General features: G+C 71.4%; 20 protein-coding genes and 1 tRNA gene. 14 read left to right on the forward strand and 7 right to left on the reverse strand.

Translation table 11 applies throughout. The features are described from left to right. Positions 1 to 18: 18 nt before the first annotated feature. The 3 genes from ACFWXQ_RS23365 to ACFWXQ_RS23375 all read right to left on the reverse strand — a co-directional run bounded on the left by ACFWXQ_RS23365 (position 19) and on the right by ACFWXQ_RS23375 (position 3,072). Positions 19 to 1,593 carry a Stp1/IreP family PP2C-type Ser/Thr phosphatase gene (locus ACFWXQ_RS23365; protein WP_383937634.1) on the reverse strand — a complete coding sequence of 525 codons (1,575 nt, stop codon included), beginning with the start codon at positions 1,591 to 1,593 and terminating at the stop codon, positions 19 to 21. A gap of 98 nt (positions 1,594 to 1,691) precedes the next feature. Continuing rightward, positions 1,692 to 2,216 carry an FHA domain-containing protein gene (locus ACFWXQ_RS23370; RefSeq protein WP_055613061.1) on the reverse strand — a complete coding sequence of 175 codons (525 nt, stop codon included), beginning with the start codon at positions 2,214 to 2,216 and terminating at the stop codon, positions 1,692 to 1,694. A 10-nt stretch (positions 2,217 to 2,226) separates the two neighbouring features. Further along, positions 2,227 to 3,072, reverse strand: a complete 846-nt coding sequence (locus tag ACFWXQ_RS23375; protein WP_190230799.1) for a DUF3662 and FHA domain-containing protein — start codon at positions 3,070 to 3,072, stop codon at positions 2,227 to 2,229. Between the two features lie 513 nt (positions 3,073 to 3,585). Between ACFWXQ_RS23375 and ACFWXQ_RS23380 the strand changes: the two genes are divergently transcribed. Together ACFWXQ_RS23380 and ACFWXQ_RS23385 are read left to right on the forward strand one after the other, a co-directional pair. Continuing rightward, positions 3,586 to 3,672: transfer RNA gene (locus ACFWXQ_RS23380), tRNA-Leu, on the forward strand. A gap of 230 nt (positions 3,673 to 3,902) precedes the next feature. Next, on the forward strand, positions 3,903 to 4,583 hold the full coding sequence (locus tag ACFWXQ_RS23385; protein ID WP_386269032.1) for an NAD-dependent epimerase/dehydratase family protein: 681 nt from the start codon (positions 3,903 to 3,905) through the stop codon (positions 4,581 to 4,583). A gap of 230 nt (positions 4,584 to 4,813) precedes the next feature. Here the strand turns inward: ACFWXQ_RS23385 and ACFWXQ_RS23390 are convergent, their stop codons facing one another. Further along, entirely contained in the window at positions 4,814 to 5,473 is a 660-nt protein-coding gene (locus ACFWXQ_RS23390; protein WP_383937580.1) for an FMN-dependent NADH-azoreductase, read from the reverse strand. Between the two features lie 198 nt (positions 5,474 to 5,671). Between ACFWXQ_RS23390 and ACFWXQ_RS23395 the strand changes: the two genes are divergently transcribed. The 4 genes from ACFWXQ_RS23395 to ACFWXQ_RS23410 all read left to right on the forward strand — a co-directional run bounded on the left by ACFWXQ_RS23395 (position 5,672) and on the right by ACFWXQ_RS23410 (position 9,548). After that, positions 5,672 to 6,043 (forward strand): helix-turn-helix domain-containing protein, encoded by a 372-nt coding sequence (locus ACFWXQ_RS23395; RefSeq protein ID WP_200397085.1) that lies wholly within the window; start codon positions 5,672 to 5,674, stop codon positions 6,041 to 6,043. 170 nt (positions 6,044 to 6,213) lie between these two features. Beyond that, positions 6,214 to 7,647, forward strand: a complete 1,434-nt coding sequence (locus ACFWXQ_RS23400; RefSeq protein WP_383937578.1) for a DUF2252 domain-containing protein — start codon at positions 6,214 to 6,216, stop codon at positions 7,645 to 7,647. 321 nt (positions 7,648 to 7,968) lie between these two features. Then, positions 7,969 to 9,057: a J domain-containing protein gene (locus ACFWXQ_RS23405; protein WP_383937576.1), complete on the forward strand. Its 1,089-nt coding sequence runs from the start codon at positions 7,969 to 7,971 to the stop codon at positions 9,055 to 9,057. 161 nt (positions 9,058 to 9,218) lie between these two features. Continuing rightward, the gene (locus tag ACFWXQ_RS23410) at positions 9,219 to 9,548 is read left to right on the forward strand and encodes a rhodanese-like domain-containing protein (RefSeq protein ID WP_383937632.1); all 330 of its coding nucleotides are present in this window, start codon (positions 9,219 to 9,221) and stop codon (positions 9,546 to 9,548) included. 127 nt (positions 9,549 to 9,675) lie between these two features. On the opposite strand, the gene ACFWXQ_RS23415 is transcribed toward ACFWXQ_RS23410, so the two are convergent. After that, a complete protein-coding gene (locus tag ACFWXQ_RS23415) occupies positions 9,676 to 10,812 on the reverse strand; it encodes an acyl-CoA dehydrogenase family protein (protein ID WP_383937574.1) in 1,137 nt (378 codons plus the stop codon). A gap of 316 nt (positions 10,813 to 11,128) precedes the next feature. On the opposite strand from ACFWXQ_RS23415, the gene ACFWXQ_RS23420 reads away from it, so the two are divergent. The 3 genes from ACFWXQ_RS23420 to ACFWXQ_RS23430 are packed head-to-tail and all read left to right on the forward strand — an operon-like array spanning position 11,129 to position 14,498. After that, positions 11,129 to 12,127 carry a DUF5819 family protein gene (locus ACFWXQ_RS23420; RefSeq protein ID WP_383937572.1) on the forward strand — a complete coding sequence of 333 codons (999 nt, stop codon included), beginning with the start codon at positions 11,129 to 11,131 and terminating at the stop codon, positions 12,125 to 12,127. Further along, positions 12,124 to 13,671: an HTTM domain-containing protein gene (locus ACFWXQ_RS23425; RefSeq protein ID WP_383937570.1), complete on the forward strand. Its 1,548-nt coding sequence runs from the start codon at positions 12,124 to 12,126 to the stop codon at positions 13,669 to 13,671. The genes ACFWXQ_RS23420 and ACFWXQ_RS23425 overlap by 4 nt, the downstream gene beginning before the upstream one ends. Then, the gene (locus tag ACFWXQ_RS23430) at positions 13,668 to 14,498 is read left to right on the forward strand and encodes a TrmH family RNA methyltransferase (protein ID WP_383937568.1); all 831 of its coding nucleotides are present in this window, start codon (positions 13,668 to 13,670) and stop codon (positions 14,496 to 14,498) included. The genes ACFWXQ_RS23425 and ACFWXQ_RS23430 overlap by 4 nt, the downstream gene beginning before the upstream one ends. A 63-nt stretch (positions 14,499 to 14,561) precedes the next feature. Here the strand turns inward: ACFWXQ_RS23430 and paaN are convergent, their stop codons facing one another. After that, on the reverse strand, positions 14,562 to 16,253 hold the full coding sequence (paaN, locus tag ACFWXQ_RS23435; RefSeq protein WP_383937566.1) for a phenylacetic acid degradation protein PaaN: 1,692 nt from the start codon (positions 16,251 to 16,253) through the stop codon (positions 14,562 to 14,564). Positions 16,254 to 16,401: 148 nt separating this feature from the next. Between paaN and ACFWXQ_RS23440 the strand changes: the two genes are divergently transcribed. Together ACFWXQ_RS23440 and ACFWXQ_RS23445 are read left to right on the forward strand one after the other, a co-directional pair. After that, complete coding sequence (locus ACFWXQ_RS23440) at positions 16,402 to 17,916, forward strand: 3-hydroxyacyl-CoA dehydrogenase (protein WP_383937565.1); 1,515 nt, start codon at positions 16,402 to 16,404, stop codon at positions 17,914 to 17,916. Beyond that, the gene (locus ACFWXQ_RS23445; protein ID WP_055613049.1) at positions 17,913 to 18,503 is read left to right on the forward strand and encodes a TetR/AcrR family transcriptional regulator; all 591 of its coding nucleotides are present in this window, start codon (positions 17,913 to 17,915) and stop codon (positions 18,501 to 18,503) included. The genes ACFWXQ_RS23440 and ACFWXQ_RS23445 overlap by 4 nt, the downstream gene beginning before the upstream one ends. 36 nt (positions 18,504 to 18,539) lie before the next feature. On the opposite strand, the gene ACFWXQ_RS23450 is transcribed toward ACFWXQ_RS23445, so the two are convergent. Beyond that, positions 18,540 to 19,040, reverse strand: coding sequence for an Lrp/AsnC family transcriptional regulator (locus ACFWXQ_RS23450; RefSeq protein ID WP_383393764.1), 501 nt, complete (start codon positions 19,038 to 19,040; stop codon positions 18,540 to 18,542). Positions 19,041 to 19,213: 173 nt separating this feature from the next. Between ACFWXQ_RS23450 and pdhA the strand changes: the two genes are divergently transcribed. Genes pdhA through ACFWXQ_RS23465 form a run of 3 tightly spaced genes read left to right on the forward strand, consistent with a single transcriptional unit; the run spans position 19,214 to position 22,919 of the window. After that, positions 19,214 to 20,389, forward strand: coding sequence for a pyruvate dehydrogenase (acetyl-transferring) E1 component subunit alpha (gene pdhA, locus ACFWXQ_RS23455; RefSeq protein WP_383937562.1), 1,176 nt, complete (start codon positions 19,214 to 19,216; stop codon positions 20,387 to 20,389). Further along, on the forward strand, positions 20,386 to 21,390 hold the full coding sequence (locus ACFWXQ_RS23460) for an alpha-ketoacid dehydrogenase subunit beta (RefSeq protein ID WP_383937560.1): 1,005 nt from the start codon (positions 20,386 to 20,388) through the stop codon (positions 21,388 to 21,390). Before pdhA ends, ACFWXQ_RS23460 begins: the two co-directional genes overlap by 4 nt. Beyond that, positions 21,390 to 22,919 carry a dihydrolipoamide acetyltransferase family protein gene (locus ACFWXQ_RS23465; protein WP_383937630.1) on the forward strand — a complete coding sequence of 510 codons (1,530 nt, stop codon included), beginning with the start codon at positions 21,390 to 21,392 and terminating at the stop codon, positions 22,917 to 22,919. The genes ACFWXQ_RS23460 and ACFWXQ_RS23465 overlap by 1 nt, the downstream gene beginning before the upstream one ends. Positions 22,920 to 22,951 lie beyond the last annotated feature (32 nt).

Raw genomic sequence — 22,951 nt, forward strand, 5'->3', positions numbered from 1 at the left:
AGGGCCCCTCACGGCTGCTTACTGCTTACCGCACAGCGAGACCAGCTTCTGCTCTTCGTCGGAGAGGCTGGGGCCGGGTGTGGGAGTGGGTGCGGTCGTGGACTTGGACGGGTCGGGCGATGTTGTACCTGACCCCGACGGGGTCGGCGTAGGTGTCGCCTTGGACGCGGCAGAGGTCCGTGTGGTTCCAGTGACACCGCCGGCCTCGCCCTCACCGGTCTTCGCGTTCTCCTTGCTGTCCGCCTCGCGGCGCTCGGCGTCCTTCTTGCACGCGGACGCCTGGGTGGCCAGCTCCTCGACCTTCGAGCGGGCGTCGGTCAGACCGCCCTCGGCGATCGTGGCCTTGACCTGCTTCTGCTGGTACGGCGGCAGGTACTTGAGTTCGATCTCGGGGTGATCCTTCTCCACCTTCGAGAGCGAGACCCAGGCCAGGTCCTGGCTGATCCCCTGGTACAGCGCGACGTGCTCGTCGTTGGCGCCGACGTAGTACTGAGTCTGCGTCCAGCGGTAGCCGCCGTACAGTCCGCCGCCGACGACGCCGAGCGCGAGCGCGATGTAGAGAGATCTCTTCAGCCACTTCCGCCCGGAGCGCGGCTTGACGAAGTCGTCGTCCGAGTAGCCGCCGAAACCGCCGGTGGGTACGTAGCCGGTGGTGTCGCCGCTGCCGGGCGGGCCGAACTCTCCGCCGCCGCCCTGCCCGGGCACCTGCCGGCCGAGGCTGGAGGCGCGGCCGGCGGGCGTCTGCATGGCGCCGTTGTCGTGCAGTTGGTGCTGGTTCTCGGCGACCGCGCCCACGACGACGGGGGTGTCGGAGAGCTGCCCCGCGAGGGTGTCCCCGCCGTCGATGTCGAGGACGTCGGCCACGATGACCGTGATGTTGTCGGGGCCGCCGCCGCGCAGCGCGAGCTCGATGAGCTGCTGCACGGTCTCCTGCGGGCCCTGGTAGCTGGCGAGGGTGTCCTCCATCGTCTGATGGGAGACGACTCCGGACAGCCCGTCGGAACAGATCAGGTACCGGTCGCCGGCGCGGACCTCACGGATGGAGAGGTCCGGCTCGACATGGTCGCCACTGCCCAGCGCGCGCATCAGCAGGGAGCGCTGCGGGTGGGTGGTGGCCTCTTCCTCCGTGATGCGGCCCTCGTCGACGAGGCGCTGCACCCATGTGTGGTCCTGCGTGATCTGCGTCAGCACGCCGTCCCGCAGCAGATACGCGCGGGAGTCACCGACGTGTACGAGGCCGAGCCGCTGCCCGGTCCACAGGAGCGCGGTGAGGGTCGTCCCCATGCCTTCGAGCTGGGGGTCCTCCTCGACCATCATCCTGAGCTGGTCGTTGGCGCGCTGAACGGCCGTCCCGAGCGAGGTGAGGATGTCGGAGCCCGGCACGTCGTCGTCGAGCGCGACGATGGTGGAGATGACCTCGGAGGAGGCCACCTCGCCGGCGGCCTGGCCGCCCATTCCGTCCGCGATCGCGAGCAGCCGAGGACCGGCGTAACCGGAGTCCTCGTTGCCCTCGCGGATCATGCCTTTGTGCGATCCGGCGGCGAAGCGCAGTGACAGACTCATGCGCACCTCGCCCGTCGGCTCCGGGTACATCCGCACGGTGCCCACCCTCCGGTCGGGAGCGCGCCGGGGTCCGTCGTGTGGACCGCCGCTGCCCGCTCGCTCCGCTCGCGCTCATTCATGACGTAGCACTACTTCCGCAGCTCGATGACGGTCTTGCCGATGCGGATCGGCGCGCCCAGCGGGATCGGCGTGGGAGTCGTCAGTCGGTTCCGGTCGAGATACGTGCCGTTGGTGGACCCGAGGTCTTCGACGATCCACTGGCCGTCACGGTCCGGGTAGATCCTGGCATGCCTGCTGGACGCGTAGTCGTCGTCCAGCACGATGGTGCTGTCGTGTGCACGTCCCAGGGTGATGGTCTGCCCCTGCAGGGCGACCGTCGTGCCCGTGAGGATGCCCTCGGAGACGACCAGCTTGGTGGGGGCGCCACGGCGCTGACGGCCGCCGCCGCTCGGTGGTGCCGCCTGCTGGCGCTGCTGCGGCGGCGCGGCTTGGCGCGCGGCCTGCTGCGGTCGGTTGGCGTCCCTGCGCGAGCCGCGCTGTGTGACGCGCGTTCCGAACAGGTCGCTGCGGATGACCTGCACGGCCACGATCACGAACAGCCACAGTACGGCCAGGAAACCCAGCCGCATGACCGTGAGGGTCAGCTCTGACATTGCCCCCGCTTCACCCTTCGGCTTGCCGGTAAATGATGGTGGTGCTGCCCACGACGATCCGCGAGCCGTCGCGGAGCGTAGCGCGGGTGGTGTGCTGCCCGTCCACCACGATGCCGTTGGTGGACCCGAGATCCTGGACAGTCGAGGGCGTTCCGGTCCGGATCTCACAGTGCCGGCGCGAGACGCCGGGGTCGTCGATCCGCACGTCGGCTTCGGTGCTGCGGCCCAGCACCAGCGTCGGGCGGGAGATCTGATGGCGGGTGCCGTTGATCTCGATCCAGTGCCGCGTACGTCCACCCGGCTGTGGGGCCGCGGCGGGCCGCTGGCCCGCGGGTGCGGCGCCCGGACGGCCGCCGGGGGGCGGCGCGGCAGGCATGGGAGGAGCGGCCGCGGGCGGATAGCCGTAGCCGCCTGCCTGGCCGCGGGCCGCCGCCGGGGGCGGGCCCGCGGGTGCGCGCTCGGGAGTGGCCTGCTGGTTGGCGGAGGAGGCGAGCGTACGGCTGCGGACCCGGTACAGGCCCGTGTCCAGGTCGTCCGCCTTCTCCAGATGGACCTTGATGGTGCCCATGAAGGTGTAGCGCTGCTGCTTGGCGTAGTCGCGCACCATGCCGGCGAGCTCGTCACCGAGCTGGCCGGAGTAGGGGCTGAGCCGCTCGAAGTCGGGCGTGCTCAGCTCCACGATGAAGTCGTTCGGGACGACGGTCCGGTCGCGGTTCCAGATCGTGGCGTTGTTGTCGCACTCGCGCTGGAGCGCTCCTGCGATCTCCACGGGCTGGACCTCGGACTTGAACACCTTGGCGAAGGTGCCGTTGACCAGACCTTCGAGACGTTGCTCGAACTTCTTCAGGACTCCCATGGGGCACCTCCTCCTTCGTCGTTGCCCTGGTACTGCTTACTGATCGTATCCACGCGCCGGGAAATCGGCTGGTTCCCCCTGTCGGCCCGGTCGACAGAAGTCGACGCCCACTGAAGTCCCCTCCCGAAGTTCCCTCGGAAGCCCCTCTTCGAACTCCCCCCGGGCACTCCGTATGAGAAGGATCGTAGAGGTGGCGTCCCCACAGTGTCCCGCACCCGACTGTGGACCCTGGCCCCCTCCTGGGGAGATGGCCTGGACCGGTACGAGGTTGATACGTGAACCGGTTCTCGTTGATACGTGGAGGGTGGGGACGAAGGGATCCGGGGTGCCGTCCGAGGCGGTCCCGCAGGTGATGCGGGGGTGAAGCGGGGCTGATGGAGGGCCGACGCGGAGGTCCGCTGCCCTACCTCCGGCCCTCGGAAACGGATGTGAATCCACCCCATCCAGCGTGCTAATCTTCTGCATGTCGGCAGGCGCTCACCCACTCGGTGAGAGACGGACGACACACCCAATGCGCGGGTGGCGGAATAGGCAGACGCGCTGGATTCAGGTTCCAGTGCCCGCAAGGGCGTGGGGGTTCAACTCCCCCCTCGCGCACCACAGGAGACCGGGTCTCCACCAGAACGAAAGTTCCGGTGGGGGCCCGTTCTTCGTTCCCCGACTCAGGCCCGGCCGGACTGCCCACCCCGGCCGCCGACAGAGCAGGGCAGGCCCCTGGCGGTGAGGTATCTCACGGCCGGGGGTCTGCTTTGTGTGAGGCTGATTTCTTCGCCGGGCAGGACCGCCCAGCGTGACGGTCCGGCTATGTGGTGGGAGTGGGCTCTGTGAAGGTGATTCTCTTTGGGGCGACCGGGATGGTCGGGCAAGGGGTTTTGCGGGAGTGTCTGCGGGACGCGGGTGTGGAGCGTGTGCTCGTGGTCGGGCGGACGGCGGTGGGGGTCTCGCATCCGAAGCTGAGTGAGGTCGTGCGGGCCGATCTCACCGATCTCGGCGGGCTCGATGACGAGCTCTCCGGGTACGACGCCTGCTTCTTCTGCCTCGGGGTTTCGTCGGCGGGTATGAAGGAGGACGCGTACCGGAAGGTCACGTACGACCTCACGCTCGAGGTGGCGCGTTCGCTGGGCCGCTGGAATCCGGGGCTGACCTTCTGTTACGTGTCCGGGCAGGGGACCGACGGCTCCGCGCAGGGGCGTGTGATGTGGGCGCGGGTCAAGGGGGAGACGGAGAACGCGCTGCTCGCCCTGGACGGTGTGGAGGGGTACATGTTCCGGCCGGGGCTCATCCAGCCGCTGCACGGAATCCGGTCGAAGACCCGGGTGTACCGGGCGATCTACGCGTTGACCGGGCCGCTGCTGCCCGTCCTTCGGAAGCTGGCGCCCCGGCGGATCACGACGACCGAACAGGTGGGCCTGGCGATGATCGCGGTGGCCCGGGACGGGGCGGCCGAGCGGGTGCTGGAGACGGACGGGATCAACCGGGCAGCGGCTGCGGCAGCGGGCGCGGGCGCGTAGGGGCGACTTCCGTCGTGATGGGACCCCAGGGGTCGTGATGCGGCCCGTGATGCCGCCCCAGGGGGAAACCCAGGGGGAAACCCAGGGGGAAACGGGTCTCCTAGGGGTGCCCATCAGTGAAAGTGCCCTCTCCGTAGAGGGGGAAAACGGTCGTGCGGCGCGGCTCGGGCGCAGTGGGCGCCGCACGACCGGGGTGCGTGGTCACGTGGTCGTGCTCACGCCGTGAAGCGTCAGGCCGCCTTGGACGTGAGCTGGTCGGCGAGGGTCCTGGCCTTGTCGGCAGCCTCCTGCAGGGCCTTGGCGCGGGAGGCCTCGAAGAGCGGGACCAGCTCGGACATCGCCGGGTTGTGCGGGGCCATCGTGAGCTCCGGAACGATGAATTCGAGGTCCAGGGCGAGCATGTCCTTGAGGACGGCCTCCAGGTAGTTCTGCACGTACTCGTAGCCCGCGCGCGGGGTGCCCGGCGCGTAGGAGCCGCCGCGGCTGGCCACGACGGTGACCGGGGTGCCCTTGGCGGACGGGGTCTCGCCCGCGGTACGGCCGTAGAGGACCACGTTGTCCAGCCACGCCTTGAGGGTCGACGGGATCGAGTAGTTGTACATGGGCGCGCCGATCAGCACGGCGTCCGCCCGCTCCAGCTCCTCGATGAACCTCACACGCTCGGCGAAGGCCGCGGCCTGCTCCGGGGAGTGCTCCGCCGGATCGGCGAAGCCGGCGCTGTGGGCAAGGGCGGTGATGTGCGGCACGGGATTCACGGAGAGGTCGCGGTAGATCACCGTGCCCTCGGGGTGCTGCTCCTCCCAGGTCGTGCGGAAGGCGTCCGTGACGGCGCGGGACGCCGAGGCGGGACCCGGGAAGACGGACGAGTCCAGGTGCAGCAGGGTGGCCATGAGTTCTCCAGTGAGGGTGGTTCGGCGATGTGGTTCGACGGAGCGCTGTCCGACGGGTGCGCCGAGAGGGCTCGACGCTGTTGGCAGTCCGGGCGCGGTGCGGCCCGTCGCCATGGACTGCGTTTCTGTTCGTAACTATGAATAACACAGTCACTTACTTTTTTTCATCCCCTCACGGGAGACCAGTACCCTGAAGGCATGGCGGTCCAGGAAAACCACGACGCCGCGTCGTGCAGGCGCGTGGACAACGGCATCACCCAGGTCTTCCAGGTGCTCGGAAAGCGCTGGACGGGCCCGATCGTGGCCGTGCTCCTGCCCGCCCCCGTGCACTTCGCCGACCTGCGCCGTGCCATCCCCGGCATCAGCGAGCGCATGCTCTCCGACCGGCTCACCGAGCTGGCGACGGTCGGGCTGGTCGTGCGCGAGGTCGACGACGGGCCGCCGCTGCGGGTCTCCTACCGGCTGACGGAGGCGGGGGCGGCGTTGGAGCCCGCGCTGGGGGAGCTGGGCGCGTGGGCGAAGACATATCTGGCCGAGGACGGTCGCTGCCAGGAGCAGTTCCGGAAGTAGCGCCGGCACCGCCCGCGAGCTGTCTTCGGCGCTGATCCGGCGCTGAGCTGGGGTGTTTTCCACAGGCGTGGAGTTGTCCACAGGGGCTCACAAGGATCGCCGCCCGGCGGTACGGTCGTCTCGAAATCGATGTTCGTGATTGATGTTCGTGCGCGGGGGAGGCGGTTCGAGTGAGCGAGACCGGTGGTGTGGTGGCCGGGGCGGCAAGGGTTCCGGCGGTGCCCGGGTTCGCGCGGCGGCCCGGGGAGGGCCCGGCCAAGGCGCAGGGTTCGCCCAAGGAGGAAGGCAAGGCGCTGCGAGGCAGCGTCCCGCGCAGTGCGCACTCCTCCATCGACACCAACGGCGACCGCCCGGACGCGGTGACCGCGGTCGACGCGTCCAACCACGGCCGGATCCCCGGGCTCACGCCGATGCGGGTCGGCCGGATGGCGGCTACCCCCTTCGCCTTCCTGCGCGGTTCGGCCGGACTCATGGCCTACGACCTCGCGCGTACGCCGCTGACCGGCATCGGCGCCCAGATCTGCGGCGACGCGCACGCCGCGAACTTCGGTCTGTACGGGGACGCGCGCGGCGGACTCGTCATGGACCTGAACGACTTCGACGAAACCGTCCACGGCCCGTGGGAGTGGGACCTCAAGCGGCTCACGACCTCGCTCGTGCTCGCCGCCCGGGAGGCGGGGGCGGACGAGGACACGTGTCGCAAGGCCGCGCACTTCGCGACCGGTTCGTACCGGCGCACCATGCGGCTGCTCGCCAGGCTCCCGGTCCTGGACGCGTGGAACGCCATCGCGGACGAGGAGCTGGTCTCGCACACCGACGCCCACGACCTGCTCGGCACGCTGGAGCGGGTCTCGGAGAAGGCCCGTGGCAACACCAGCGGGCGGTTCGCGGCCAAGTCGACGGAGGTCGTGGAGGGCGGCGGGCGCCGCTTCGTCGACGCCCCGCCGGTGCTGCGACGCGTGCCGGACGAAGAGGCCGCCGGGGTTGCGCGGTCGCTGGAAGAGTATCTGGCCTCGCTCTCCGAGGACCGTCTGCCGCTCCTCGCGCGGTACGCGGTGCACGACGTGGCGTTCCGCGTGGTCGGCACGGGCAGCGTGGGCACGCGCTCGTACGTGGTGCTGCTCCTCGACCACCGCGGTGAGGCCCTCGTCCTCCAGGTGAAGGAGGTCCGCCCGTCCGTGCTGGTGCCGCATCTGGCGACGGCCGGCCTCGCGGTGCCCGAGGTCGAGCACGAGGGCCGCCGGGTCGTCCTCGGCCAGAAGCGGATGCAGGTCGTCAGCGACATTCTCCTCGGCTGGACGTCGGTCGAGGGGCGGCCCTTCCAGGTGCGGCAGTTCCGCAACCGCAAGGGCAGCGTCGATCCCGCGGCGCTGGCCGCCGACCAGATTGACGACTACGCCCGGATGACGGGAGCCCTGCTGGCAAGGGCGCACTCGCACAGCGCCGATCCACGGCTCATCGCGGGGTACTGCGGCAAGAGCGAGGAACTGGACGAGGCGGTCGCCACCTTCTCGGTCGCCTACGCGGACCGGACCGAGGCCGACCACGCGGAGCTGGTGGCGGCCGTGCGGGCGGGGCGGATCGTGGGAGAGCTGGGGGTCTGAACGCCGGCAGGGCTGCGCGCCGGGAGCCGGGAGCCGGGAGCTGTGCGCCAGGAGCTGGGGGCGGAAGCTGGGGGTCGGCAAGCCTGAGGCTGGGAGCTCGCTGGCTGGTGGTTGGCCGGGTGCGGGTTGGTGGGGGCTGGTCGCGCAGTTCCCCGCGCCCCTTTCGGGGCGGGGCTGGGAACTGGGAGCTGGGAACTGCGGAGCCGAGAAGCTGGGGATTTCGGCGGTGACCGGCTGAGGGTGGGAGTCGGCGGCAGGGGTGAAAGCCCTTGTCCCAGGCGGGTTCGGGTGGCCGGTGCAGCCGTGGCCTAGGCTGGGCGGGTGACGACCCCGGAAGCTGAGCAGTCCCCGTCCGAGCAGCCGTCCGAGCCCCCTGCGGAGCCGGTCGCCGGTGAGCCGCGCGCCGATGAGCCCGGCGGCGACCAGGCACACGTCGAGGAGGTGCCGTCCTCCGAGCCGTCCGTCGAGGTGGATGCCGAGCCGTCTGCCGTGCCGTCTGTCGAGGCGGGTGCCGAATCGGGTGCCCGGGCATCGACGGGGGCGGTCGGAGGCGACGAGGCGGCGGAGGGCGGGCCGGCGGGGGATGGTGCCGTCGGTGGGGCCGGTGACGCCGGGGGTGACGAGGCGGAGCGGCCCGAGGCGCGGCTGGAGCGGGCCGTTCGGGCGGCCGAGCAGGCGTTGATCGAGTTCGAGATCGCGGTGGAGACCTTCCGGGTCGAGGTGGAGAACTTCTCCCGGCTGCACCACCAGAAGCTCGGGCCGATGTACTCGCGGCTCGACGAGCTGGACGCGCAGATCGCCGAGGCGCGGGCCGCGAGCACCGGTGACCCGGAGGACGTGCTCAAGGCGCAGGAGGCACGGGCCCGCGTCATGCCGATGCCGGGGATCGAGGAGCTGTTCCACGACTGGCTCGACTCGGACGGGCTGTCCCCGGAGGCCTCGGCCATGCTGACCGATCAGCCCGTGCGGCCGCCGCAGCGGGTCCGGCCGAGCGACGAGGCCCGCAAGCTCTACCGGGAACTGGTCCGCAAGGCACACCCCGACCTGGCTCAGGACGACACGGAGCGCGCGCGGCGCGACGAGTTCATCTCCCGGGTCAACGCGGCGTACGGCCGTGGCGACGAGCCGCTGCTCCGGGAGCTGTCCGAGGAGTGGGCAGCGGGACCCGTGTCCGAGGAGTGGCGCCCGAGCCGTAGCGAGGAGCTCTACGCCCGTCTCGAATGGCTCGCCCAGCGCAAGGAACTGCTCGCCCTCGTCGCCCGCGACCTGGAGGAGAGCGCGATCGGCGCGATGCTCAAGATCGCCCCGGACGACCCCGACCGGCTGCTGGAGGAGATCGCCGAGCAGCTGCTGGCGCAGGTGAGCGAGCGGGAGGCCGAACTGGCGGGCCTGCTCGGCAGCGAGGCCTGACGGCAGCACGGCTGGACGGCTGGACGGCAGGTTTTCTGGTGGTGTCGGCGCTGAGACCGGTGGCGTCGGCCCTGGGACCAGTCGCGTCCGTCCTCGTGCCCCGGGCCGAGCTGCGGAACGGCCCGGTCGGGTAGCGTCGGGGCATGAGTTTCGGAGCTGGTGTGCCCACGGTCGAGGTCTCGGATCTCGCGGACGGTGACTTCCTGCTGGACGTCCGGGAGGACGACGAGTGGCAGGCGGGTCACGCCGAAGGGGCGCTGCACATTCCCATCAGTGACTTCGTCGCACGCTACGGCGAGCTGACCGAGGCGGCGCCGCAGGACGGCAGGGTCCATGTGATCTGCCGCTCCGGAGGTCGTTCGGCCCAGGTCACGATGTACCTGGTCCAGCAGGGCATCGACGCGGTGAACGTCGACGGCGGCATGCAGATCTGGGCGGCCGCGGGCCGTCCTGTGGTGAACACGGAGGGGCAGTCGGGGTTCGTGCTCTAGCCGACCCGGGGCGGCCGGGTTCCCTGGCCGCCCGCCTCTTTCAACGCCCTCGCTGATTCCAGAGCCTCGGGTTCGTCTCAAGCCCCTCGCTCGTCCCAGAAGCCTCAGGTTCGCCCCACGGCCGCGCTCATCCCAAGGGGTGCGCCGCCAGCAGGTCGCCCAGGGTTTCCTCGTGCGCTGCCGCCGGGCCGAGTGAGAGTTCCAGGTGCTTGGCCCAGGCGTGGTACCGGTGCAGGGGGTAGTCGGTGTCCGCGCCGATGCCGCCGTGCAGATGCTGCGCGGTCTGCACGACACGGCGTACGCCCTCGGAGGCCCAGATCTTGGCGACGGCGATGTCACCGGACGCGGGGAGCGCCCCGCCGGCCCTCGAGCTGATCCGCCACGCGGCCTGCCAGAGGGTGGCCTCCATCGCGCGCAGGTCGATGTAGCGGTCGGCGGCCTGCACGGCCACGGCCTGGAACGTGGCGACCGGGAACCCGAACTGCTCCCGCTTGCTGGTGTATTCGCTGGTCATCCCGAGCACTCCTTCGCCCAGCCCCAGCGCCAGCGCGCACGTCCCGGTGGCGAGCAGGTCACGCAGCGACTCCCAGGCTCCGTCGGCGTCGATGACGTCACGGGCGGGAACGCGTACGGAATCCAGCCGGAGTTCGCCGAGCCGCTCGCCCGTTGTCGAGAACTGCTCAGCGAGCAGCACGCCTTCGTGGACGCGGGGGACAACGGCGAGCACGGAGCGGCCCGAGTCGCTGCCCAGCGCGGGTACGAGGACGAAGTCGGCGTTCTGTGCCCAGGGGACGGCCGTCTGCATCCCGTCCAGCACCCACAGGTCGCCCTCCGGCCGTGCGGTCACGGCGAGTTCGGCGCCGTCGTGGCCGGTACGGCCGTTCGCGGCGACCGTCAGGACCAGCTCACCCCGGCCGGCCCGGGCGAGCAGGTCCGCCTTCAACTCCTCGCCGCCGTACGTCTGCACGGTCACCGCGGCCGCGGTGCTCTCCAGCAACGGCACCCTCGCGAGCACCTTCGCGGACTCGCGCAGCACCAGGCAGAGCGCGACGGCGTCCAGGCCCGCGCCCCCGTGACGGGCGTCGAGCAGCAGGCTCAGCAGGTCGGCGTCGGCGAGTTTCGCCCACAGGGCGCGGTCGAAGTCGTCCGCGACGGCGCCGGCGGTGAGCGCGGGACTCGGCACACCGTCCGGCGCGACCCCCGCGAACACCGCCCTCGCCGCCTCCACGGCCGCCTGCTGCTCCTCGGTGAAGGTGAAGTCCACGGCCTTGTCCTTCCGGCGGATCCGTTGATCTGGCGGAGCGTCAAGATAGAACAGGTTCTAGAAGAAGGGAACGGTGCGGGCGGGCCGGGCCGGTTCACATCGTTCACCGGAGGGCTGCCGACCGGCAGGCCTACCGATCGGTCGGTGTGTTCGATTCGGGGAGGAGCGAGGGTCGTAAGGTGTCAACCGCTGTGGATAACCTCGTGGCTTCTGTGACCCATGGGACTGTGCTGGGCGGGCGGGCCTGAGTACCGTGCCGGTGCGACTGTCGCGGGACGGGCGACGGGAATCGGACAGACTTCGGGAACGGGGCGGAATGGACGCGTACGACAAGGGCTCGAACGCCCGGCCCGTGCCGGGCGAGCCCGCGGCGGCCGTCCCCGACAGCCATGAGCCCCCGGACAGCCATGAGCCCTCGGACAGTCAGGCGTCTCCGGACAGTCAGGCGTCCCCGGGCGGGCAGAAGCCCTCCGGCGAGGCTCCCGCCCGCATCCCCCAGCAGTACGGCGACCAGCAACGCGACGGCCGGCAGTACGACAGTCAAGACGGCCGGCAGTGCGACGAGCAGCACGATGAGCACTACGACCAGCAGCACGACGACCCAGCCCTCACCGGTCCGCCGCTCCCCCCTCCCGCCGGTATCGCCGCCCTCTCCCTCCCGTACCAGATCGCCGCGGCGCTCGCGCTCGCCGTCGTCGCGGTCGCCGCCTGTGTGCACGTGGGCATGGTCTTCCTGCATGTGGCGCCGTCGAACACGGTCACCAAGCAGCACGGGCAGGCGATCGACGAGTGGATCTACCCCGAGTTCGAGCAGAACTGGAAGCTCTTCGCGCCCAACCCGCTGCAGCAGAACATCGCGGTCCAGGTCCGCGCCGACGTACGGGCCGCGGACGGTGACATGAGGACGACCGGCTGGTACGACCTCTCCGCGCTGGACGGTGCCGCCATCGACGGCAATCTGCTGCCCAGCCACACCCAGCAGAACGAGCTGCGCCGGGCCTGGGACTTCTTCGTGGCCACGCACGACAACGCGAACCGTCCGAACGGCCTGCGCGGGGCCCTCTCCGAGAAGTACCTGCGCCGCATCGTGGTCCTGCGCCTCGACCGCGAGCAGGCCGGCGGCCGGGGCGCGGTCGTGCAACAGGTCCAGGTCCGCTCCCGTACGACCAATGTGCAGCCGCCGAAGTGGAGCCAGGAGCAGGTGTCCGACAAGCCCATCGTCCGCGAGCTGCCCTGGTGGCCGGTCTCGGAGGCCGACCGGGCGGCCGGGACGCGGCCCGCGGAGTCCACGGGGACGGAGGCGAGCGCCCGATGAGCGATCTGGACCACGGCCCGACGGGCGACCACGACCCCGAGCCCACCCCGCCGGGCAACCATGACCGCGGCCCCGTCCCGACCGGCCCCGTCCCGACCGGCGCCCCGACCGGAGCCCCTGTCGGTGCCCCGACGAACACCCCCGCCTCGACGGGCACCCCGACAAGCACCCCCGACCACCACCAGGCGCGCATCCCCGACCACCACCGGACGAGCAGCCTCGGCCGGGACCGGACGCGCGACCTCGGGCGTGAGCGGCTTGCCGGCCGGATAAGCCGGTTCGACCGGAAGCAGCGCGTCGACCGGACCCTCGCGCAGGCCATCACGCGCGTCACCGGCGAGGCGCTGGGCCCGTACCAGAGCGCAGTGATCCGCATAGGCTTCGCCGGGACCTGGCTGCTGTTCCTGCTGCGGGAGTTCCCGCACCGCGAGGAGCTGTACGGGCCCGACGGCCCCTGGAGCTGGGATCTCGCCCAGCAGCTCATCGCGAGCAACCACGCCTTCACTGCCCTGATGTGGGCCGACGGCCAGGTCTGGTTCGGGATCGTCTACGCGTTCGCCGTACTGTCCAGCCTTCTGCTGATGCTCGGCTGGCGCACCCGGACCATGTCCGTGCTCTTCATGGTCGGCGTGCTCTCCCTGCAGAACCGCAGCATCTTCATGGGGGACGGCGGCGACAACGTCATCCACCTCATGGCGATCTACCTCGTGCTCACGCGCTGCGGACAGGTCTGGTCGCTGGACGAGCGGCGGGAGCGCCGGGCCCGGGACGCACGCGCGCGCGGAGCATGGGTCGGGCCGGACAGGGCCGGTCCCACCCTCTGGACGGTGCTCGGCCTCGTCCTGGCCGCGGCCACGCTCGCGGGGAAGATCGACGGCGGCTTTCTCGGCGGCTGGCGGACGATCTACTGGGGACTCTGGGCCGTACAGGGCCTGTGGTGGCTGTCCGGCCGGTACGGCCGGAGCGTCCAGCCCCGCATCCTCCTCGACGTCGTCGCCAACCTCGTCCACAACGCCGCCCTCTTCGTGATCATGGCCGAGGCGTGTCTGATCTACGCGACCGCCGGCTGGTACAAGATCCAGGGTTCGCGCTGGCAGGACGGCACCGCCGTCTACTACCCCCTCCACCTGGACTACTTCTCCCCCTGGCCGGCGCTCTCCGATCTGCTGTCCGCGAGCGGCGCGCTGATGCTGCTCGTGACGTACGGGACGGTGGTCGTGCAGGTCGCCTTCCCCTTCACGCTGTTCAACCGGCGGGTGAAGAACGTTCTGCTCGCCGCGATGATGACCGAGCACGCCGTGATCGCTGTCGTGCTGGGGCTGCCGTTCTTCTCGCTCGCGATGATCGCCGCCGACGCCGTGTTCCTGCCGACGTCCTTCCTGCGCCGCGTGGGCGGATGGGCGGCACGCGCGCGTGGAGGGCTGTTTTCGCGTCTGGGCCGTACGCGTACGCTCCCGGGGCTCCGCAAGGAACCCCCGCGCACCCCGGAGACGGCCGAGACCGCCGAGACGGCCGAGCACCCGCACGTAGGCTTCACCGCATGACGGACGACCCCCACGACCTCGACGCCGTCGACCCACGCGACCCCGACCCACGCGACCCCGAGCCACGCGAGCCCGAGCCACGAGACCTCGACCTACGCGACCCCGTCAGCGCCTGGCGTCGGCTCGCCGGCACCTCCGTGCTGCTCGACGGTTTCCACGCCCTCAAGCACGCCGTGCGCTTCCGGGCCGAGATCCCGGTGGCGGTCACCGCCGATCGACAGGCCGCGCTCGCCCTCGCCGACGACCTGGCCCCGGACGTACGGGACACGCTGGACGCCCTTCTGACGGAGGTCCCGCAGGCCGCGTACGAAGCCCTCGTCCCGCGCCCGCACCCCACCGCCGTGGCCGCCCTGGCGGTACGGCCCGAGCGTGCCGCCAATCTGCACGTGCTGGCCCGCACGCCCCGCAGCGCACCTGTGGTCGTCCTCGACCAGCCGCGCAACCTCGGCAACGCGGGCGCCGTGATCCGGCTCGCGGCCGGCTTCGGTGCGACGGGTGTCGTCACGACCGGCACGCTCGATCCGTGGCATCCCACGGTGGTGCGCGCCGGGGCGGGCCTGCACTTCGCCACGGCCGTCGAGCGACTGACCGTGGACGAACTGCCCGCCGGGCCGGTGTTCGCCCTCGACCCCGAGGGCGAGGACATCCGGGCGCTGAAGCTCCCGGCCGATGCCGTCCTCGCCTTCGGTTCGGAGCGGAGTGGCTTGTCCGGCGAACTGCGCGCCCGTACGGACCACTTGGTCTCGCTGCCGATGCGGCCTCAGGTCTCCAGCTACAACCTCGCCACCAGCGTGGCGATGACGTTGTTCCACTGGAGTGCCTCGTAGTCGTATCCCTGCGGGTCGGCTGTGGCTGGTCGCGCAGTTCCCCGCGCCCCTTTGGGGCGCCTCCTACGCCTCCCGGCGGACCTCCACCACGCGGAAGCGGTTGGCCACGAACGCTCCGTCGCACAGTGCGGCGTTCGCGGCCGGGTTGCCGCCCGACCCGTGGAAGTCGGAGAACGCGGCGGTCTGGTTGACGTAGACCCCGCCGGTCAGGTTGAGCGAGAGCTGGGCGCACTCCTCCAGGCAGGCTTCCTGGACGGCCTCCTCGACCTCCTCCGAGGTCGTGTACGCGCCGACCGTCATCGCGCCCTTGTTGGCGATGGTCCGCCGCAGCAGTGCCACGGCGTCCGCCGCCGAGTCGACCGCGACCGCGAAGGAGACGGGGCCGAAGCACTCGTTCATGAACGCGGCCTGGTCGTCCGGCTTGGCGCCGTCCAGTTTCACGATCACCGGGGTGCGCACGACCGCGTCCGGGTACTCGGGGTTGGCGATCTCCCGTGAGGCGAGGGCGACTTCGCCGAGACCCGCGGCCGCCTCCAGGCGGGCCTTCACATCAGGGTTCACGATCGCGCCCAGCAGCCCGTTCGCCCGGGCGTCGTCACCGAGGAGTCCGCCGACCGACCTGGCGAGGTCGGCGACCACCTCGTCGTACGTCCTGGGGCCTTCCTCCGTACGGATGCCGTCGCGGGGGATGAGGAGGTTCTGCGGGGTCGTGCACATCTGGCCGCTGTAGAGGGACAAGGAGAAGGCGAGGTTCGACAGCATTCCCTTGTAGTTGTCGGTCGACTCCACGAGCACCGTGTTGACGCCGGCCTTCTCCGTGTAGACCTGCGCCTGGCGGGCGTTGGCCTCCAGCCAGTCGCCGAACGCCGTCGAGCCCGTGTAGTCGATGATCCGGATCTCCGGGCGTGTCGCCAGGGTCTTGGCGATGCCCTCGCCCGCCCGCTCGGCGGCCAGCGCCACCAGGTTCGGGTCGAAGCCGGCCTCGGCGAGCACCTCGCGGGCCACCTGGACGGTGAGCGCGAGCGGCAGCACCGCGCGCGGGTGGGGCTTCACGAGCACCGCGTTGCCCGTGGCCAGGGAGGCGAACAGGCCCGGATAGCCGTTCCACGTCGGGAAAGTGTTGCAGCCGATCACCAGCGCGATTCCGCGCGGCACCGGCGTGAACCGCTTGGTCAGCGCGATCGGGTCGCGCTTGCCCTGGGGCTTCGTCCACTCGGCGTTGTCGGGGGTGCGGACCTGCTCCACGTACGCGTACGCCACCGCCTCCAGGCCGCGGTCCTGCGCGTGCGGGCCGCCCGCCTGGAACGCCATCATGAAGGCCTGGCCGCTGGTGTGCATGACCGCGTGCGCGAACTCGTGGGTGCGGTCGCTGATCCGCTTGAGGATCTCCAGGCACACCACCGCGCGCATCTCCGCGCCGGCGTCGCGCCACGCGCGCTGCCCCGCGCGCATGGCGGGCAGCAGGGTGTCGACGTCCGCGTGCGGGTACGTGATCCCCAGCTCGATTCCGTACGGCGAGACCTCGCCGCCCACCCAGTCGTCGGTGCCTGGCTGGCCGAGGTCGAGGCGGCCGCCCAGGAGGGCGTCGAAGGCGGCCTTGCCCGCCGTCGCGTCCAGGCTTGCGTTCTCCCCGTACGCCTTGGGGTGTTCGGGGTGTGGCGACCAGTACGCGCGTGTGCGGATCGCTTCCAGCGCCTGGTCGAGGGTGGGCCGGTGCTGTGCGATCAGCTGGTGCGCGGTGAGTTCGGCGGCCATGAGGGACCAACTCCTCGTCTCGTGAGCTCTCCGTCGAGCTCACGACCTGGGCAGGAACGGGCGGACAGAGTTAGAGTAACCGAACGATCGGTCGGGACAAGGGGGTCCGCTGAACCTGTGGACAACCCCGTGCGGGAGGATCGCGAGCATGACAGCACTCGACCTCGCCGGCCCTGTGGCCGTCGTCGGTACCGGCACCATGGGCCAGGGCATCGCCCAGGTCGCGCTCGTCGCGGGCCATCCCGTACGGCTGTACGACGCCGTGCCGGGCCGTGCCGGGGCCGCGGCCGACGCGATCGCCGCCCGCCTCGACCGGCTCGTCGAGAAGGACCGGCTGACCGGCGCCGAACGGGACGCCGCCCGCGCGCGCCTGCGCCCCGCGGAGAGCCTCGCCGACCTCGCCGACTCGGGCCTGGTCGTCGAAGCCGTCCTGGAGCGCCTGGACGTCAAACAGCAGCTGCTGCGCGAGCTGGAGGACGTCGTCGACGACGACTGTCTGCTCGCCACCAACACCTCCTCCCTGTCGGTGACCGCGATCGGCGGCGCCCTGCGCAACCCCGGCCGTTTCGTGGGGCTGCACTTCTTCAACCCCGCACCGCTGCTGCCCCTCGTCGAGGTCGTCTCCGGGTTCGCGACCGACGTCACGTCGGCCACGCGCGCGTACGAGATGGCCCGTGCCTGGGGGAAGACCCCGGTCGCCTGCGCCGACACCCCGGGCTTCATCGTCAACCGCATCGCGCGGCCCTTCTACGCCGAGGCCTTCGCGGTCTACGAGGCCCAGGCCGCCGACCCCGCCACGATCGACGCGGTCCTGCGCGAGTCGGGCGGCTTCCGGATGGGCGCCTTCGAACTGACCGACCTCATCGGCCAGGACGTCAACGAGTTCGTCACGCGTTCCGTGTGGGAGGCCTTCTTCCAGGACGTGCGGTTCACGCCCTCGCTGGCCCAGCGCAGGCTCGTCGAGTCGGGCCGCCACGGCCGCAAGTCGGGGCACGGCTGGTACGACTACGGGGACGAGGGCGAGCGTCCCGAGCCGCACACCGCGGAGAAGGCCCAGCCGCCCGCGTACGTGGTCGCCGAGGGCGATCTGGGCCCCGCGTCCGACCTGCTCGCGCTGATCCGCGAGGCGGGCATCCAGGTCCGCGAGGACGAGGAGGACCACGGCACCCGGCTGGTGCTGCCGAGCGGCGGCCAGCTGGCCCTCGCGGACGGCCAGACCGCCGTCGAGTTCCGTGACGTCGTCTACTTCGACCTCGCGCTCGACTATCGGCGGGCGACCCGGATCGCCCTGTCCCACTCGCAGGACACCCAGACCCAGACCCTCGCCGAGGCCACCGGGCTCTTCCAGGCGCTCGGCAAGGACGTCAGCGTCATCGGGGACGTGCCCGGCCTGATCGTCGCCCGCACGGTGGCCCGCGTCGTCGACCTGGCGCACGACGCCGTCGCCAAGGGAGTGGCCACCGAGGAGGACATCGACACGGCGATGCGCCTGGGCGTCAACTACCCCCTGGGGCCCTTCGAATGGAGCCGCAGGCTGGGCAGGAGCTGGGCCTACGACGTCCTGGACGACCTGCACATGCGCGACCCGTCAGGCCGTTACGCGCCGTCCCTCGCGCTCTACCGCCACGCGTACGCCTCCGAGAAGCGGGAGGGCACCCCATGACCACCGCCAAGCGCGACACCTACACCCCGGAGACGCTGCTCTCCGTGGCCGTGCGGGTCTTCAACGAGCGCGGCTACGACGGCACCTCCATGGAGCACCTCTCCAAGGCGGCGGGCATCTCCAAGTCGTCGATCTACCACCACGTCACGGGCAAGGAGGAGCTGCTGCGCCGGGCCGTCAGCCGGGCGCTCGACGGCCTCTTCGGGATCCTCGACGAGGAGCACGCGCGCGTGGGGCGTGCCGTGGAGCGCCTGGAGTACGTCACCCGGCGCATGGTCGAGGTCCTCACCGCCGAGCTGCCGTACGTGACACTGCTGCTGCGCGTGCGCGGCAACACCGACGCCGAGCGGTGGGCCCTGGAGCGGCGCCGGGACTTCGACCACCGGGTGGCCGAGCTCCTGAGGGCCGCGGCCGCCGACGGCGACGTACGCGTCGACGTGGAATTCCGGCTCGCGACACGGCTGGTCTTCGGGATGATCAACTCGATCGTGGAGTGGTACCGCCCCGACGGGCGGGGCATGGGCGAGCGCGAGGTCGCCGACGCGGTGGTGCGGCTGGTCTTCGGGGGGCTCCGGCAGGAGGACTGAGGCACAAGGGGAGCCCCAATCCTCCAAAGGCGCAGGTCACCCCTGCGGCTCCAGGTCCTCCTCCTCGAACACCAGCAGCGTCCGTGTGCTGAGCACCTCGGGGATGGCCTGGAGCCGGGTGAGCACCAGCTCGCGCAGCGCCCTGTTGTCGGGCGTGTGCACCAACAGGAGCACGTCGAAGTCCCCGCCCACCAGCGCGATGTGGGAGGCCCCGGGGAGTGCCGTCAGCTGCTCGCGCACGGTGCGCCAGGAGTTCTGCACGATCTTGAGGGTGATGTACGCCGAGGTGCTGTGCCCCGCGCGCTCATGGTTGACGCGGGCACCGAAGCCGCGGATCACGCCGTCCTCGATGAGGCGGTTGATGCGCGCGTAGGCGTTCGCTCGCGATACATGGACGCGCTCGGCCACGGACCGTATCGAGGCGCGGCCGTCCGCCTGGAGCATCTGGAGGATGTCCTGATCGATGGCGTCCAGCGGGCGCGGCGGCGGCAGGGAGGATCCCGCCTCCGGCCCCTCGGCCATTTGTTCAGGTGCCATGTCCCCCCGCCTCCCTACCATGGACGTACTGCGTCCATCTCAGGCTGTGGAGAACCGTTTGTCCACAGCCTGGAGGTGCCTGTAGCCAAAATGTGCCGACGACCGAACAATCGGTAGGTGAGGCGCGTCACTCTCGGCACGTCTCTCGAAGCCGCCCACGAGGAGGTGCCGACATGACGGTCATGGAGCAGCGAGGCGCATACCGGCCGACCCCGCCGCCCGCCTGGCAGCCCCGCACCGACCCCGCGCCGCTGCTGCCCGACGCGCTGCCCCACCGCGTCCTCGGCACCGAGGCGGCCGAGCGGGTCGACCCGGAGCTCCTGCGCAGGCTGTACGCGCAGCTGGTGCGCGGCCGCCGTTACAACGCGCAGGCCACGGCCCTCACCAAGCAGGGCCGCCTCGCCGTCTACCCCTCCTCCACCGGCCAGGAGGCCTGCGAGGTCGCCGCCGCGCTCGTCCTCGAAGAGCGCGACTGGCTCTTCCCCAGCTACCGCGACACGCTCGCCGCCGTCGCCCGTGGCCTCGACCCCGTCCAGGCGCTGACCCTGCTGCGCGGCGACTGGCACACCGGCTACGACCCGCATGAGCACCGGATCGCGCCCCTGTGCACGCCCCTCGCGACCCAGCTCCCGCACGCCGTGGGCCTCGCGCACGCCGCCCGCCTCAAGGGCGACGACGTGGTCGCGCTCGCCCTGGTCGGCGACGGCGGCACCAGCGAGGGCGACTTCCACGAGGCGCTGAACTTCGCCGCCGTCTGGCAGGCACCGGTCGTCTTCCTCGTACAGAACAACGGCTTCGCGATCTCCGTCCCGCTCGCCAAGCAGACCGCGGCCCCGTCGCTGGCCCACAAGGCCGTCGGCTACGGGATGCCCGGCCGCCTGGTCGACGGCAACGACGCCGCCGCCGTGTACGAGGTCCTCGGCGACGCCGTCGCCCACGCGCGGGCGGGTGGCGGTCCCACGCTCGTGGAGGCGGTCACGTACCGCATGGAGGCGCACACGAACGCAGACGACGACAAGCGCTACCGCGGCGACTCCGAGGTCGAGGCCTGGCGCGCGCACGACCCGATCGCCCTCCTGGAGCACGAGCTGACCGAGCGCGGGCTGCTCGACGAGGCCGGAATGCGCGCCGCGCGCGAGGACGCCGAGGTGATGGCCGCGGACCTGCGCGAGCGCATGAACCAGGATCCCGCGCTCGACCCGATGGACCTCTTCGCACATGTCTACACCCAGCCCACGACGCAACTCCTGGAACAGGAGGCACAGTTGCGGGCCGAGCTGGACGCCGAGGCGCGCCACCACGAGCACGGGACCGAGAACGAGCACGAGTCGGAAGGGGCGGCCCGATGACCACCGTCGCGGTGAAGCCGGCCACCATGGCGCAGGCCCTCGGGCGCGCCCTGCGGGACTCCATGGCCGACGACCCGACCGTGCACGTCATGGGCGAGGACGTCGGCACCCTCGGCGGCGTCTTCCGCGTCACCGACGGGCTCGCCAAGGAGTTCGGCGAGGACCGCGTCACGGACACGCCGCTCGCCGAGGCGGGCATCCTCGGCACGGCCGTCGGCATGGCCATGTACGGGCTCAGGCCGGTCGTGGAGATGCAGTTCGACGCCTTCGCCTACCCGGCCTTCGAGCAGCTGATCTCGCATGTGGCCCGTATGCGCAACCGCACGCGCGGGGCGATGCCGCTTCCCATCACCGTGCGCGTGCCCTACGGGGGCGGTATCGGCGGCGTCGAGCACCACAGCGACTCCTCCGAGGCGTACTACATCGCGACCCCGGGCCTCCATGTCGTCACACCCGCGACGGTCGCCGACGCGTACGGGCTGCTGCGCGCCGCCATCGCCTCCGACGACCCGGTCGTCTTCCTGGAACCCAAGCGCCTGTACTGGTCGAAGGACACCTGGAACCCGGACGAGCCGCAGGCCGTGGACCCGATCGGCCGCGCGGTCGTACGGCGCCACGGCCGCAGCGCCACGCTCATCACCTACGGGCCGTCGGTGCCCGTCTGCCTGGAGGCCGCCGAGGCGGCGCGGGCCGAGGGCTGGGACCTCGAAGTCGTCGACCTGCGCTCCCTGGTGCCGTTCGACGACGAGACGGTCTCCGCGTCCGTACGACGCACCGGGCGGGCCGTGGTCGTGCACGAGTCGGGCGGTTTCGGCGGGCCCGGCGGGGAGATCGCCGCGCGGGTCACCGAGCGGTGCTTCCACTACCTGGAGGCGCCGGTGCTGCGCGTGGCCGGGTTCGACATCCCGTATCCGCCGCCGATGCTGGAGCGCCACCATCTGCCGGGTGTCGACCGGATCCTGGACGCGGTGGCGCGGCTGCAGTGGGAGGCACAGAGCTGATGGCCCAGGTCCTGGAATTCAAGCTGCCCGACCTCGGTGAGGGGCTCACCGAGGCCGAGATCGTCCGCTGGCTCGTCCAGGTCGGTGACGTCGTCGCCGTCGACCAGCCCGTCGTCGAGGTCGAGACGGCCAAGGCGATGGTCGAGGTCCCCTGCCCGTACGGCGGCGTGGTCACGGCCCGCTACGGCGAAGAGGGCACCGAACTGCCCGTCGGCTCCCCGCTGCTGACGGTCGCGGTCGGGGCACCGGCTTCCGGCGCATCGGCTTCCGGCCCACTCGTCTCCGACTCCGAGGACGAGGGCTCCGGGAACGTACTCGTCGGCTACGGCACGCAGGCGCCTCCGGCACGGCGTGGACGGCTGCGGCCGGCGGGGGCCGGGGCGGCTCCGGGGTGGCGGTCACCGGGTTCGGCCGACGGCGGGCCGGGCTCGGGACGGTTTGGCACTGCTGCCGGAGCTGGAGCCGGATCGGCTGGAAGCCGTGGCACTGGGCTCCCGGACGTCGACCGGGCCGTCGCGGCGGCGCCCGCCGCGCCCACGGAGTCCGGCACGGCCCTCCGTCGTCCCGTACGGGACGAGGAGCCGGTCGCGGACAGGACCGGTACCGATGCGGGGCGCCGGGCCGACGGTCCCGTGCCTGTGATCTCCCCGCTCGTGCGCCGGCTGGCCCGGGAGAACGGGCTCGACCTGCGGGAGCTGGCGGGCTCGGGTCCCGAGGGGCTGATCACGCGCGCGGACGTCGAGCACGCGGCGCGGGCCGTCTCGTCCGCCCCGACCGTCGCGCGGCCACCACAGGCCGTGGCGCCCCCAACAGCCCAAACGTCCACACCCACGCACGCGCGTGGCACCCGTATCCCTCTCAAGGGCGTCCGAGGTGCCGTCGCCGACAAGCTCTCCCGGAGCCGGCGCGAGATTCCCGACGCGACCTGCTGGGTCGACGCCGACGCCACGGAACTGATGCACGCGCGCGTGCGGATGAACGAGGCCGGCGGGCCGAAGATCGCCCTCCTCGCGCTCCTCGCCCGTATCTGCACCGCCGCGCTGGCCCGTTTTCCCGAGCTCAACTCGACGGTCGACATGGAAGCCCGGGAGATCGTCCGGCTCGACGCGGTGCACCTCGGGTTCGCCGCGCAGACCGAGCGCGGGCTCGTCGTGCCGGTGGTGAAGGACGCGCACACGCGGGACGCGGAGTCCCTGAGCGCGGAGTTCGCGCGGCTCACCGAGGCGGCCCGGACCGGGACGCTCACACCGGCGGAACTCACCGGCGGGACCTTCACGTTGAACAACTACGGAGTGTTCGGCGTCGACGGCTCCACACCGATCATCAACCACCCCGAGGCGGCCATGCTCGGCGTCGGCCGGATCGTCCCCAAGCCCTGGGTGCACCAGGGCGAGCTGGCGGTGCGGCAGGTCGTGCAGCTCTCGCTCACCTTCGACCACCGGGTGTGCGACGGCGGCACGGCGGGCGGATTCCTCCGGTATGTGGCGGACTGTGTGGAACAGCCCGCGGTCCTGCTGCGGACCCTGTAGCCCCCTCGGCCCGTACGACCTCGTCACCACCC

It is taken from the genome of Streptomyces sp. NPDC058697, assembly GCF_042715345.1.
GTDB lineage: Bacteria > Actinomycetota > Actinomycetes > Streptomycetales > Streptomycetaceae > Streptomyces > Streptomyces liliifuscus.